The organism is Pseudomonadota bacterium, assembly GCA_027624715.1.
In the GTDB taxonomy this organism is placed as follows: domain Bacteria; phylum Pseudomonadota; class Gammaproteobacteria; order Burkholderiales; family Eutrophovitaceae; genus Eutrophovita.
This window is the reverse complement of sequence record JAQBTV010000001.1, coordinates 245,545-259,735: the sequence shown is the minus strand read 5'-3', so window position 1 is coordinate 259,735 and position 14,191 is coordinate 245,545. Positions and strand designations below refer to the sequence as shown.

The window sequence follows — 14,191 nt, the reverse complement described above, 5'->3', positions numbered from 1 at the left end:
TTATGGATGAACTACTCATTCGTCAGCCGGACGATTTGCATATTCACTTAAGGGATGGAGATCTGTTGCCCCTATCGGTTGACCATGTGTCAGCACAGTTTGGGCGAGCAATTGTGATGCCAAATCTTAGTCCTCCGATTGTGTCGACCCCGATGGCTGCTGCGTACAGAGATCGGATTTTATCAGCGGTCCCAGCTGGTCGATCTTTTAATCCGTTGATGACGCTCTATTTGACTGACCGAACCATGCCCTCTGAAGTATTGGTTGCGAAGGAGTCGGGAATTATTCATGGTGTTAAGTACTATCCTGCGGGTGCGACCACCAATTCTGATTCAGGAGTGACGGACTTATCTGGCCGTTACGATGTTCTTGAAGCAATGATGAAGCACGGTATGCCGTTGTTGCTTCATGGGGAAGTCACTGATAAGCACGTTGACGTATTCGATAGGGAAAAGGTATTTCTTGATGTCGTTTTATCTACCGTGGTCAAGAGATTCCCGGAGCTTAAGATTGTTCTAGAACACATTACTACAGCTGACTCGGTACAATTCGTTGACTCTTGTTCTGATAAGGTTGCGGCGACGATTACTGCGCATCATTTGTTGCTCAATCGGAGTGACTTATTTTCTGGCGGAATTCGGCCGCATCACTACTGCTTGCCAATTTTGAAAAGGGAAGAACACCGACTCGCGCTCATCCGTGCAGCTGTTTCCGGCAGCCCTAAATATTTTCTAGGTACGGACAGTGCGCCCCATGAAAAACATACGAAAGAGGCTGCTTGTGGATGTGCTGGGGTATACACCGCGCATGCGGCCCTTGAATTATATGCGGCAGCTTTTGATTCGGTGGGTGCAATCGACAAATTAGAAAAATTTACGTCAGCTTTCGGCGCAAAGTTTTATGGATTGCCGCTAAATGTTGGGCAGATTAGGTTGCTACGTAAGAGGCAAGAGGTTTTGCCGCAATATAGCTACCCAGGTGGTAGCATTGTTCCATTTCGCGCGGGTGAAACTCTTGATTGGAGTATTTCAACTGATTAGCTGAACGAAAAGCCCTATTAACATATTGATCTTTCTATTATGATGTCCTTGGAAGTTAGTCGGGCAATCGCTGCATAGTCTGTGATTTGTAGAGGAAAGTCCGGGCTCCAAAGAGCGGGGTGCCGGTTAATAGCCGGACGTTGTGAAGCGATGGACAGTGCAACAGAAAGTATACCGCCTCGAACCTCTGGTTTGGGGTAAGGGTGAAAAGGTGAGGTAAGAGCTCACCGCAACCTTGGCAACAAGGTTGGCAGTGTAAACCCCACCCGGAGCAAGACCAAATAGGGGGACTTTGGCGTGGCTCGCGTCGTCCTCGGGTAGGTCGCTAGAATCAAGGGGTAACTTTTGATCCAGATGAATGATTGCCTCTCGACGTTTCGTCGAAAGACAGAACCCGGCTTATAGACTGACTTCCAAGTTTTTTCTTAGGCCGTCCTCATTGGACGCCGTCTAAACACGTCTCCCCACGTCCTAAGTGTACGTTTTTATTGAGGTACTTACTTGACCCGGATCGTTATTTGTCATAATGTGGGTAAATGTAGAAAAATGTGGGAAAAATAGGGGTACTTCTACTCTATAAGAGTTAGGTGAGCTTATGTTTCAAGGAGTCGTGGGGATTAACCTGGATGTCAAGGGGCGTTTGGCTATTCCGACCAAGCATCGGGAGCAATTAACGTCTGGACAAAGAGATAAGTTAATCCTTACTTCACACCCGCACCGATGCTTGCTTTTATATCCTGTAGAAGCATGGAATCCCATTCGAGCGCAAATCATGACCTTCTCAAGCTTTGATCCAAAACTAAGTCTTTGGAAGCGATTGTTAGTTGGTTTTGCCGAGGAGATGGAGCTAGATAACGCGGGAAGAGTTTTGATCTCGGCCTCGCAGCGTCAGTTTGCGGGATTGGAAAAACGCGTGATGCTTGTTGGTCAGGGAAGTCATTTTGAATTATGGAGTGAGTCTTCTTGGGACAAGCAGATTTCGCAGTTTGACGATGGGCCCACTAGTCCGCCACCTGGAATGGAAAATTTTGCGCTCTGAACCTAGTGATCGTCGCGAAACCTTTTGTCAGCTGGGTAGTGCGCTACATGTTCCCGTGCTGTTACTCGAGGCGATCGAGTCATTGAATATTAAACCTGAGGGAATTTATGTGGACGGGACGTTTGGCCGAGGTGGGCATGCCAAAGAGATACTTAAAAAATTGAAAGGCGACGGCCTGTTGGTTGCAATCGATAAGGACCCGCAAGCTATTGCTGAAGGAGAGAAGTTTGAGTCTAACAACTTTAGAATTGTGCAAGGTACATTCGCAGATATCAAAAACATCCTTGCCCAAATTGGAATTAAGCAAGTAGATGGAATTTTATTAGATTTAGGAGTTTCGTCACCGCAGTTAGATACGGCGGGTCGGGGTTTCAGTTTTGCGCTCGATGGCCCTTTAGATATGAGGATGGACACCAACTCTGGGATGACGGCAGAGGAGTGGATCAACACGGCAGCAGAGTCCGAAATTATACGTATTCTCAGAATCTATGGAGAAGAGCGATTTGCGCCAAGAATTGCAAAATTTATTGTTGCAGCAAGAGCCCTCGAGAGATTGAGTACGACGCGGCAATTAGGACACGTTGTGGAGCGTGCGATACCTAAAAAATTTCAATCTTCAAAAAACCCGGCAACCAAGACTTATCAAGCGATTCGAATTCATCTCAATCGAGAGATGGAGGATTTAGACCATTTCTTAAGTCAAGTAACGTCTATTTTGTTGGGTGGTGCGCGTCTCGTCATCATCAGTTTCCACTCCCTAGAAGATCGCAAGGTAAAGCATTTCTTTGCCAGAGAGTCGCAATCGAATGTTCCTGATCGCATGCCGATTAGAGAGGTTGACTTACCCAAGCCGCTCTTGAAAGTTATGGGAAAGGCGGTGCGCCCATCCATTTTGGAAATTGATCGTAATCCGCGTTCTCGCAGCGCTACGATGAGAGTGGCGGAGAGGTGCGTTTCGTGAAATTAAGTTTATTTCTTTTTGCGCTGCTAATTATCTCTGCTCTTTCATTGGTGACGGCAAGGCACGACACTCGGAAATTGGTAAGTGAACTTGAAATTGAAAAAAATAAAGCATTAAAAATTCGACAGGAGTACGCGAGACTGGTTATAGAAAAGAGCACCCTCGCTGCGCCAGCAAGGATTGAGCGGCTAGCAATTAAAAAGCTCGGTATGAAGTACCCTAAATCAGAAGACACTGTTTTACTTCCTCCCCCTCCCCCTCCCGCGCGTGCTGATCAATGACGCCTAAACCCCAGTTAGCACTAAATATCCGTTTACCAGTTTGGAGAGCGCGCCTGCTGGTAACGCTGATGTTTTTGGGATTTATGGCACTAGCCGCGCGGGCTCTTTACGTTCAGGCTATCAATAACGATTTTTTACAAGCCGAGGCGGCGAAGCGCTATTCAAGAACGCCAGATCTCATTGCGAATCGAGGGCCAATTACCGATAGAAATGGACAAGCATTAGCGATTAGCACGGCAGTCGAGATAATCGCTGCAGATCCCACCCGTGTGGCTTTTGACAAGATTCCGGCTGAAAAACTCGATCAGCTCTCGAAATTATTGAGTATGGACGTTAAGGATATCCAGCATAAGTTGTCGCAAAAGAAACGATATGTAGAGTTAAAAAAACAAACTACACCGAACATAGCTGCGCAAGTGATGTCACTTAAAATACCTGGCGTGAGAATAGAAACGAAATATAAAAGGTATTACCCAAGCGGTGAGGCGATGGCGCAGTTGCTGGGTTTTACGAATAATGATCAAAAAGGGATAGAGGGTTTAGAGAAGTCCTACCAAGAGACTCTTGCAGGCAAATCGGGTAGTCGTCGGGTCACACAGAACAACAAAGCTCAGGTGGTTGATGAAGTCACGATCATCAGTGCGGTCAAAAACGGTACTGAGCTAGAACTTTCAATTGACCAAACGCTACAGTATTTGGCGTTTTCAGGGGCGAAAAATGCAGTACTCGAGCATGACGCAAAATCTGCAAGCGTTGTTATTTTAGATGTCGTAACAGGCGAGATTTTAGCAGTTGCGAATTGGCCTAGCTTCAATCCCAACAATCGTTCAACCTTTAAACCTGCTGAAGTACGTAATCGCGCCATCACCGATCAATTCGAGCCGGGGTCAACTATAAAGCCGTTCACCATTGCTGCCGCCCTCGAGGGAAGATTCGTAACACCCGACACATTAATTGACATTGAGGATGGCAGCTTGCGCATAGGTAATCGTACGATAAAAGATACGCACCCAGAGAAGAGCCTGCTGACTGTGACAGACATTATCCAACAATCTTCGAACGTCGGAACGGCGAAGATTGCGCGCAAGATGAAAGCGGATGATTTATGGGAGGTCTTGTCACAATCTGGGTTTGGTCAGCCTCCAAGGCTTCGTTTTCCTGGGAGTGCCTCGGGTTCTTTAAGGGCACCAAAAAACTGGAAAGCAATTGAGCAAGCAACCATCTCTTATGGGATGGGTATTTCGGTGAGCCTGCTCCAGTTGGCGCGTGCTTACTCAATTTTTGCTCGGAATGGTATGTTGGTTCCAATCACATTCGAGAAGCGAACTCAGGCGGCAAAGGGTACCCGTGTCATCTCTGAACATACCGCGCAAGCAGTACTTCAAATGCTTGAGAAGGTGACTCATGATGGCGGTACAGGAGGAAGTGCTGCCATTCCGGGTTATCGAGTGGCTGGAAAAACAGGTACCGCGAAAGTAGCATCCGAGGGTTCATATGCGGACGGTAAATATCGGTCTTCATTTGTGGGCATTGCTCCAGTGTCTAATCCGCGTTTGATTGTAGCGGTTGTGGTTGAGGAGCCGAGTCATGGGGCATATTACGGTAGTTTGGTGGCCGCTCCAGTTTTCCGAAAGGTTATGGAGGAGGCGCTAAAGACGCTAGGAATAAAACCCGATGCCCTTATCAAAGGGCAAGAGGCAAAAAGGAATGCGTTGCAAGGACCAGTATGAACGTATCTTCCTTTGAGCGCTTTGTTCAATCTGGATTATCCGCACTACCCAATCATCAATACGACGAGTTTAGGCAACGACTACATAAGCTTGGTGTTGTGCCATTAGGATTGTCAAATGACAGTCGATCAACCCAAATGGGAGATCTTTTTTTCGCCTACCCTGGTTCTAATCAAGACGGACGCATCCACATAGCCGAGGCTATAAAACAAGGTTGTTCGGTGGTCGTTTGGGAGCAGGACGGATGGATTTGGAATTCAAACCTTAAAGTACCGAATCTCGAGTGGAGGAATGTCAGAGGGTTGATGGGTCAATTTGCGGCAAATTTTTTTGGCGACCCAACATCTGATCTCCACATTTTTGGTGTGACAGGCACAAATGGAAAAACTTCCTGCGCTAATTGGCTTGCTGAGGCATTATTTTTGTTAGGGCGTCAGAGCGCATGTATAGGAACGCTTGGCTCTAGAGTTTTAAACAAAAAGGTTGAGTCGGGTCTTCATCAAGTTCGGACAACGCCGGATGCTATTTCAATGCAGCGTACTTTTCGTGAGCTTCGCGCAATGGGCGTATCTTGCGTCGCCATAGAGGCCTCATCTCATGCCTTGACACAAAATAGACTTGATGGGACAAAGATTGATACCGCGCTTTTTACCAACTTATCTCATGATCACCTCGACTACCACGGTACCTTAGAGAATTATGCAAAGGCCAAAGCGCAATTGTTTATGTGCAGTAGTGTAACGCATGCCGTTATTAATATTGATGACGATTTTGGTATGCTTCTGGCAAACACACTCAGACGCCATGATAAGGGTGTGGTCACATACAGCTGTCTGAGTGCGAAGGCCGATATACATGCTACTAACCTGAAAATGAGCCTCCAAGGGTCATCGTTTTATGTAGAGACCCTATGGGGTTCAAGAGCGATAGAGTCTTCCATCATTGGCGCGTTTAATATCAGTAATCTACTGGCAGTATTGGGAGCTCTTGTGTGTTCAGGCGAGAGCTTTGATCGCGTGTGTGACGCTATCGGCGGCTTAAAGCATCCTGAAGGTCGATTGCAGCGAGTTGGGCAAGGATGCGATCGATTTGTATACGTTGACTATGCCCATACACCTGATGCGTTACGAAGAGTGCTTAGTACCTTGAGAGCATTGATTCGAGCCGATGCGCGTGTGATTACTGTTTTTGGTGCGGGGGGCGATAGAGATAAGGATAAAAGACCCGGAATGGGAGATGCCGTACTGGAGTTTTCTGACATCGCCATATTGACGACCGATAATCCTCGTGACGAAACGCCCGAAGAGATTTGTGACCAAATAATTTGTGGTAGAGAGGGCCAATTTATCGTTGAGTTGGATCGCCGGGTTGCGATTAGTCGCGCAATTGAACTATCAAATGAGGTAGACGTTGTGCTTATTGCTGGAAAGGGTCATGAAACATTTCAAGAGATTTCTGGCAATAAGATTCCTTTTAGTGATCATCTTGTCGCTGAAGAGTGCTTGAACACATTATGGCCTAGGCCTAATACGTTGCAGGATTCCTTGAGTGTTTAAGGTCAGTGACTACGCTAGGGATACTGGAACTCATCTCATAGGTGATCCCTCAGCTGCAGTATTGAGAGTTTCTACTGATAGCCGTGCTATTAGAAAAGGTGACTTATATGTTGCATTAAAAGGCCCCAATTTTGATGGTCATGATTTCGTTAAAGAAGCTTTCAATCAAGGAGCTTCAGCGTGCATGGTGTCGCAAGATTCCTGTCAGTATGTATTGCAGGGCTCAGAAGCCTGCATCATTACCGAGGACACTCGTCAGGGTTTATGGGCGTTGTCTCGTTGGTGGAGAGATAAATTTAGCGAACACATCAAGGTCGTTGGCGTCACCGGTAGTAATGGGAAAACGACGGTCAAAGAGATGATCGCTGATATTCTCCGCGTGCAGGTTGATCCGGATAAAGTTCTTGCAACTAAGGGGAATTTCAATAATGAAATTGGTGTGCCCCACACTCTTTTAGAGCTAAATAGTGGCCATGCATTTGCCGTGGTTGAAATGGGGATGAATCACCTAGGGGAATTAGAGCGTTTAACAAATATCGTACGGCCTGATGTGGCAGTTATTACTAATATTGGAACTGCTCACATCGGTGAGCTTGGTTCGCAGGATGCTATTGCTGAGGCGAAATCAGAGGTTATCGTAGGGCTGTCTGATGGTGGGGTGCTCATTGTGGAGGCTGATGGTCAGTATGCTGACTATCTGATCGGGCAGTATCAACGTGGCTCTGTCATTACTTTTGGTGAAACGGCTAATTCTCTTTTGTGCGGAAAGTTGTATCAGTCCTCTGGGCACAGTGTTTTGCAAATTCAATATGACGGACGTGTCATTGATGTTAATTGGCATGTTCGCGGTAAGCACAATGTCTTAAATTCGCTTGCCGCAGCGGCTACTGCGATTGCTTTGGGCGTTTCTGACTCGTCGATCAAAATTGGGCTGGAGTCTTTTGGGGGGGTTAAGGGTCGGCTCGAGACAACCCGGTTGAATTCAGGCGACATCCTTATCAACGATACCTATAACGCGAACTTTGATTCGGTTTGTCGCGCATTGGAACATTTAGCAACGGAGTCCGGAAAAAAAATTGTTGTACTAGGAGATATGGGTGAGCTCGGGGAATTCGGACCTGCTTTGCACCACCAAGTTGGTGAATTTGCGAAAAGTCTAGGTATCAATGTTCTCCTCAGTATCGGCGAACTTTCAAAAAAGGCCGTTATAAGTTTTGGTGTGGGCGGCGTTCATCACGAATCTCGGGACGCTTTATTGATTCAGTTGAGGTCTGAGTTAGATGGCCGGTCATCTGTTTTGGTAAAGGGTTCTCGATTTATGAAAATGGAATTTTTTTGTGACGCATTAGCTGTCGATCAGATGAATCATTAAAGGAAATTGAGTGTTATTATTTTTAGCGCTATACCTAGAAAGATACTCTAGTATCTTCAACGTTTTTTCCTATATCACGTTACGGTCGATCATGGCGGCGCTAACAGCGCTAGTGATCTCATTCATTGTAGGTCCACGAATGATCAAAAAGTTGACGGATTATAAGATTGGCCAAACGATTAGGATCGATGGCCCTATAACTCACGAAGTTAAAACGGGGACACCTACCATGGGAGGAGCCCTCATATTGGTCGCTATAGCCATCACGACGCTTCTTTGGGCGGATTTGACTAACCAATGGGTATGGGTGGTTTTGCTCGTGACAGTTTCTTTTGGAATCATTGGCTTGATTGATGACTACCGAAAGGTTGTGCTGCGAAGTCCCTATGGTCTTTCTGCACTGAATAAGTTTGCCTATCAGTCGGCCGTGGCTCTGATCGCTGCGCTGTATTTAGCGAATGCTACAGAGCTTGGTATGCAAACAACTTTAATATTGCCTTTTTTGAAAAATGTTGCGATTCCCCTGGGTACATTGGGCTTTATTGTTCTGAGCCTTTTAGTCATTGTAGGCAGCAGTAATGCTGTTAATTTGACAGATGGACTCGATGGCCTTGCGATCATGCCTGCCGTAATGATCGCAAGTGCGCTTGCAATTTTTGCTTACATTGTCGGTCATGCGGATTTCTCACGCTATCTTGGTTTTCCATATATTCCCGGGACGGGAGAGTTAGCAATTTTTTGTGCGGCTCTGGCAGGATCCGGCTTAGCGTTTCTCTGGTTCAATGCCTACCCCGCAGAGGTATTTATGGGGGATGTTGGAGCGTTAGCAATTGGTGCCGCTCTTGGTGTTGTGGCAGTGATTGTAAGACAAGAAATTGTTTTGTTCATTATGGGTGGAGTGTTCGTTGTAGAAACTCTGTCTGTGGTGATTCAAGTGGTCTCTTTCAAATTAACAGGTCGAAGAGTTTTCCGCATGGCACCCCTGCATCATCACTTTGAGCTCAAAGGCTGGAAGGAGAATCAAGTAGTTGTTCGTTTTTGGATTATCACGATGATGTTGATATTGATTGGACTTTCAACGTTGAAGTTAAGATAGGAATTGTTGGATTTTTAGGCATATGATGAGTCGACCCGTTGATCAATTGAGTAAGGACGTGTTTTCCTCACTTAAGGACAAAGTTGCCCTTGTTCTAGGATCTGGGGCCACAGGTGTGTCGGTCGTGCGTTGGTTGATTTCAAAGGGAGTCATAGTTGTACTTGCAGACTCCCGAGACAATGCTCCAGGTGTTTGTCTTTTGAAAAGAGATTTTCCCGAAATTACTCTTCGAACTGGGCCATTTTCAGACCAGCTTTTTGCAGATATCGATTTGGTTGTTGTTAGCCCTGGAGTGCCAACGGAGACGCTTCCTCTGGAGAGACTTAAAAATGCAGCGATACCAGTAATTGGAGATATTGAAATTTTTATCCGCGAGAATATCAGTCGGTTTAAAGCCAAAGTGATCGCAATTACAGGAACTAATGGAAAAAGTACCGTAACCCGCATGGTAGAGCGAATTCTCCAGTCGTGCGGTCTTGATGCGGTTGCGGTTGGAAATATTGGCCTCCCTGTTCTTGATGTTTTGACACAAGTAGTCAAAGGGGATAGGGCGCTTCCTGATGTTTTTGTAATGGAGATATCTAGTTTTCAGATTGATACGATGTGTTCATTCGTATTTGATGCTGTGGTCGTGCTTAATATTTCTGAGGATCATTTGGATCGCTATCCGGATTTTGAGGCGTATACCGCTTCAAAATATCGCATATATTCAGGTTCTGGAGTGAGAGTAGTTAATCGCGATGATCCTATTGTTTTTGGTGCGGTTCCGATGTCGGATTCAAGTGTTACATTTGGATTAAGTCGTCCTAATTGTGATCGAGATTGGGGAGTTGATCAGGTTGACGGGGATCAGTGGTTGGTGTGTGGGGCGCAGAAGATTTGCCGAGCTGACAGACTGAAAGTGTCTGGATCTCATAACGTAAGTAATGCGTTGGCTGCTCTAGCCTTGTCGAGTACGGTTTTGCCTCGACGTGAGGGTCTGGCGAGCGGACTACTTTCTTATGAAGGCTTGGATCATCGCATGCAGTGGGTTGCCGATGTGGGAGGAGTTCGCTTTTACAATGACTCAAAGGCTACAAACATAGGGGCCACGTTGGCTGCGATTTCTGGTTTGTCAGCGCCTTGTGTTCTAATTCTTGGCGGAGATTCGAAAAAACAAAATTTTGCCCCCTTGGTTGAGGCTGTTTGCAAAAAAACAAGAGCGGTTGTTTTAATGGGTAAAGATGCGCATTTGATTAAGCATGCGTTAAGGGACGCTGGTGCGCAAATCTTCGATGCGGCAACCATGATGGATGCAGTTCGACTCTCGGCTGAAATGGCTGAAGCCGGAGATATTGTTTTATTATCCCCAGGGTGTGCAAGTTTTGATATGTTTGAAAGTTATGCGCATCGTGGGGACATGTTTGTGCATGCAGTCAGGAGCTTGAGTTAATGTTGTTTGATTTGGTGAATTGGTCAAAAAAAACTCAAAAGAGCATGTCTTATGATTTTGATTTAGTTTTGTTTTGGGTAACGGCAGGGTTGCTTGGCTTGGGGGTTGTCATGGTGTATTCCTCATCTATAGCCATTGCTGATAACTCTGTTTTGGTTGGCGGAAGCCCATATAGATTTCTTATTCGACATATATTCTCATTGGCTGTTGGAGTGATGTTAGCTCTTATGGCGACGCAAATTCCATTGAGATATTGGGAGGGGATAGCGCCAGTTTTGTTTGTAATAGGTGTCGTCATGCTTCTTCTCGTACTCATTCCCTGGATAGGTCATGAGGTAAAAGGTAGCAGTCGTTGGTTTCGTTTTGCGGGCTTTAGTTTCCAGCCTTCTGAATTGATGAAATTAGCTGTAGTAATTTATGCGGCGGATTACACAATCAGGAAGGGTGTGCATATGTCTAGTTTTAAACGTGGTTTTTTACCCTTGTTTGGTGTGATGGTTTTAACAGGATTTCTCCTTATGCGAGAGCCGGATTTCGGTGCGTTGGTGGTGATTACTGCGATTGCGATGGGTGTGCTTTTTCTCGGAGGAATGAACTGGAAGTTGTTTGCAGTTTTGGGGTTGCTTTTGTGTGTAGCATTTGTCGGTTTGATTATTATGTCGGAATATCGTACGGCGCGTGTTTTTGGATTTATAAATCCTTGCGTCAACGATCCCTATAAAGCTGGTTATCAACTCTGTAATTCACTTATGGCGTTTGCAGAAGGGGGGTTCTTCGGTGCGGGCCTCGGTCACAGTATTCATAAGTTATATTACTTGCCTGATCCTCACACGGATTTTATTCTTGCGATAATCGGTGAGGAACTGGGTTTTGTTGGGGTAGCAGTAACTGTGGCGGCTTTTGGATGGTTAATCCTAAGAATGATTGTGATCGGTAATCAGGCTGCTCGTTTAGAGCGGTATTTTTCTGCTTTAGTCGCGCAAGGTATAGCTATTTGGTTTGGTCTTCAGGCTCTGATTAATATGGGTGTTAATCTTGGCGCACTCCCAACAAAGGGCATTACTTTGCCGCTATTATCGTTCGGAGGTAGTGGTTTAATGATGAATTGCTTAGCGATCGGAGTGATCTTCAGAATTGCGTATGAAAATCGGGCCCTCATGAGAGGAGTAAACCTTTGAGTAAACGGGCTCTAATAATGGCAGGAGGCACCGGCGGACATGTGTTCCCTGCTCTTGCGGTTGCCGAGTATCTTGAAAAGAGAAATTGGGATATTTTTTGGCTTGGTGGTACGAGAGGATTGGAAAAACAATTAGTCAAACTAGCTCCTTCTAGAATGCTATTTATTAAGTTTTCTGGGCTAAGAAGGAATGGCATTCTGCGCTGGCTGTTCCTTCCGGTAAACTTGATATTTGCCTGTGCAGAGGTCATCCGATTTTTTAGAAAAATTAAACCTGACGTAGTCGTTGGGTTTGGTGGATACATCAGCGTTCCTGGCGGTATTGCCGCTTTTCTTAACCGTTGTCCGCTAGTCATCCATGAGCAGAATGCGATCCCTGGGCTAGCGAATCGACTGCTTGCTAAAATCAGCACAAAAGTATTGCTTGGTTTTCCGGGATCACTTGGAAGAGGTGTTTACGTCGGCAACCCATTGAGGCTGGGGTTCGAAAATATCCGACCTCCAGAGATTCGATATGGCGAGCGAGAAGGGCGCTTAAGGATCCTTGTTGTTGGAGGTAGTTTAGGGGCTAAAAAGCTCAATGAAACCCTGCCAGTTACGATTTCTCAGATGGACAAAGACAATCGACCACACGTTGTTCATCAGGTGGGACGGTCCAATTTGACGGAACTACAAAAGTTATACGATCAATTAGGGGTTGAAGCTACTTTGTCTGAGTTCATAGAAGATATGCCTTTCGCTTATTCACAAGCGGACTTAGTCATCTCGCGTGCCGGAGCGTTATCGGTTTCTGAGATCTCTGCTGTCGGGGTCGCTAGTATCCTTGTGCCTTATCCGTTTGCTGTCGATGACCATCAAACAAAGAATAGTGAGTTTTTGGAAAAACTTGGGGCTGCGATTATCATTGATGAGGCTACAATTTCTCCAGATTTATTGGCCAGATACTTAGTGAAGCTCAATCGCACCGAACTCATGATGATGGGGGTAAAGGCCAGAATGGGGAGCGAGCAGGGGGCATCAACTTCCGTAGGGCAACACATAGAGGATTTAGTTCTGTGAAATATAAGGTCAAGTCGATACACTTTGTGGGCATCGGTGGTGTCGGGATGAGCGGGATTGCTGAAGTTTTATCTAATCTCGGCTATGTAGTATCTGGATCTGATTTACGAGAATCACCCGCTGTAATACGATTAAGAGCCTTGGGCATTGTGATCGTCATTGGGCACAGTCTTGAGAATGTGAGTAATGTAGATGTTTTAGTTACATCTTCAGCCATTGATACCCAAAACCCTGAGGTTATCGAGGCAAAGCGCAGAAGAATCCCCGTCGTCCCAAGGGCGATGATGCTCGCGGAATTGATGCGATTCAAGCAAGGCATTGCCATCGCAGGCACTCATGGCAAGACGACGACTACAAGCTTGGTGGCAAGTGTTTTGGCAGAGTCAGGTATGGATCCAACTTATGTTATCGGTGGTCGACTTGCGTCTGCAGGAACTAATGCACGCTTAGGTGAGGGTGATTTTATTGTTGTTGAGGCTGATGAATCTGATGCATCATTCCTGCTCCTGCAGCCAGTAATTTGTGTTGTGACAAATATTGATCGTGATCATCTTGAGGCATACGACCATGATTATGAGCGTCTCAAACAAGCGTTCTTGGATTTTATTTCCCGTATTCCGTTTTACGGAACTGCTGTGTTATGCCTAGATGATCCTGGTATTAAAGAGATCTTGCCCGGTTTATCTAGGCATTTCATCACCTACGGTTTTGATAGAGAGGCGCAAATCAGGTCTGGCGTGCCTAAGCGAGTAGACGGAAAAATGTGTTTTACGGTTGAGCGAAATTTAGGGCCTAAACTTTACCCCCCACTGAAGATTCGTTTGAACTGTTTGGGTCATCATAACGTACTGAACAGCCTTGCTGCAATTGCTCTGGCGACAGAGTTGGGTGTTAGTGATGATGTTATTTGTCTTGCGCTGGAGTCATTTCAAGGCGTCGGGCGGAGGATGGAGAGCTATGGTAGCCTCACAATCAACGAGAAGGAGGTGACGCTATATGATGATTATGGTCATCATCCGAACGAGGTTGAGCCTACGTTGGCAGCAATCCGAGAGGCTTATCCGAACAATCGGTTGGTGCTCGTGTTCCAACCGCATCGATATACGCGCACTAGGGACTGCTTTGACGACTTTGTCAGAGTGTTGAGTAAAGCTGACGTGCTGATTCTTACCGATATCTATGCTGCGGGTGAGCTTCCTATTGTTGGAGTCGATAGTTCTGGAATTGCCAGGTCGATCAGAATGTTTTCCGACTTGAATCCGGTTTGTGTTCCGGGCGTTGAGGATGCTGGTCAGCTGCTCGTAGAGTTAGTTGAAGATGGCGACCTTGTTATCACTATGGGTGCGGGTACGATTGGTTCTCTTGCTGCAAGTATAGTGGCTAATAGCGAACGGTTAAAATGTGTCCAACGGAGCGAGACCTAGACTCTAGATATGAATCCTCAGGCG

General features: G+C 46.0%; 12 protein-coding genes and 1 other RNA gene. All 13 read left to right on the top strand.

Annotation, left to right across the window (positions count from 1 at the left end; all coding sequences use genetic code 11):
- Positions 1-2 precede the first annotated feature (2 nt).
- The 13 genes from pyrC (at position 3) to murC (ending at position 14,167) form a co-directional block, all read left to right on the top strand.
- Positions 3-1,040: a dihydroorotase gene (gene pyrC, locus O3A65_01345; GenBank protein ID MDA1331105.1), complete on the top strand. Its 1,038-nt coding sequence runs from the start codon at positions 3-5 to the stop codon at positions 1,038-1,040.
- Positions 1,041-1,091: 51 nt separating this feature from the next.
- An RNA gene (gene rnpB / locus O3A65_01340) (RNase P RNA component class A) lies at positions 1,092-1,458 on the top strand.
- A gap of 177 nt (positions 1,459-1,635) precedes the next feature.
- Positions 1,636-2,079, top strand: a complete 444-nt coding sequence (gene mraZ, locus O3A65_01335; protein MDA1331104.1) for a division/cell wall cluster transcriptional repressor MraZ — start codon at positions 1,636-1,638, stop codon at positions 2,077-2,079.
- Positions 2,069-3,040, top strand: coding sequence for a 16S rRNA (cytosine(1402)-N(4))-methyltransferase RsmH (rsmH, locus tag O3A65_01330; protein MDA1331103.1), 972 nt, complete (start codon positions 2,069-2,071; stop codon positions 3,038-3,040). Before mraZ ends, rsmH begins: the two co-directional genes overlap by 11 nt.
- A complete protein-coding gene (ftsL, locus tag O3A65_01325; protein ID MDA1331102.1) occupies positions 3,037-3,321 on the top strand; it encodes a cell division protein FtsL in 285 nt (94 codons plus the stop codon). Before rsmH ends, ftsL begins: the two co-directional genes overlap by 4 nt.
- Positions 3,318-5,051 carry a penicillin-binding protein 2 gene (locus tag O3A65_01320; GenBank protein ID MDA1331101.1) on the top strand — a complete coding sequence of 578 codons (1,734 nt, stop codon included), beginning with the start codon at positions 3,318-3,320 and terminating at the stop codon, positions 5,049-5,051. The genes ftsL and O3A65_01320 overlap by 4 nt, the downstream gene beginning before the upstream one ends.
- Positions 5,048-6,607 (top strand): UDP-N-acetylmuramoyl-L-alanyl-D-glutamate--2,6-diaminopimelate ligase, encoded by a 1,560-nt coding sequence (locus O3A65_01315; protein MDA1331100.1) that lies wholly within the window; start codon positions 5,048-5,050, stop codon positions 6,605-6,607. Before O3A65_01320 ends, O3A65_01315 begins: the two co-directional genes overlap by 4 nt.
- Complete coding sequence (murF, locus tag O3A65_01310; protein MDA1331099.1) at positions 6,600-7,979, top strand: UDP-N-acetylmuramoyl-tripeptide--D-alanyl-D-alanine ligase; 1,380 nt, start codon at positions 6,600-6,602, stop codon at positions 7,977-7,979. Before O3A65_01315 ends, murF begins: the two co-directional genes overlap by 8 nt.
- A 10-nt stretch (positions 7,980-7,989) precedes the next feature.
- Positions 7,990-9,075, top strand: coding sequence for a phospho-N-acetylmuramoyl-pentapeptide-transferase (mraY, locus tag O3A65_01305; protein ID MDA1331098.1), 1,086 nt, complete (start codon positions 7,990-7,992; stop codon positions 9,073-9,075).
- A gap of 22 nt (positions 9,076-9,097) precedes the next feature.
- The gene (murD, locus tag O3A65_01300) at positions 9,098-10,507 is read left to right on the top strand and encodes a UDP-N-acetylmuramoyl-L-alanine--D-glutamate ligase (GenBank protein MDA1331097.1); all 1,410 of its coding nucleotides are present in this window, start codon (positions 9,098-9,100) and stop codon (positions 10,505-10,507) included.
- Positions 10,507-11,685 (top strand): putative lipid II flippase FtsW, encoded by a 1,179-nt coding sequence (gene ftsW / locus O3A65_01295; protein ID MDA1331096.1) that lies wholly within the window; start codon positions 10,507-10,509, stop codon positions 11,683-11,685. The genes murD and ftsW overlap by 1 nt, the downstream gene beginning before the upstream one ends.
- Positions 11,682-12,743: an undecaprenyldiphospho-muramoylpentapeptide beta-N-acetylglucosaminyltransferase gene (gene murG / locus O3A65_01290; GenBank protein ID MDA1331095.1), complete on the top strand. Its 1,062-nt coding sequence runs from the start codon at positions 11,682-11,684 to the stop codon at positions 12,741-12,743. The genes ftsW and murG overlap by 4 nt, the downstream gene beginning before the upstream one ends.
- Positions 12,740-14,167 carry a UDP-N-acetylmuramate--L-alanine ligase gene (murC, locus tag O3A65_01285; GenBank protein MDA1331094.1) on the top strand — a complete coding sequence of 476 codons (1,428 nt, stop codon included), beginning with the start codon at positions 12,740-12,742 and terminating at the stop codon, positions 14,165-14,167. The genes murG and murC overlap by 4 nt, the downstream gene beginning before the upstream one ends.
- Positions 14,168-14,191: the final 24 nt, after the last annotated feature.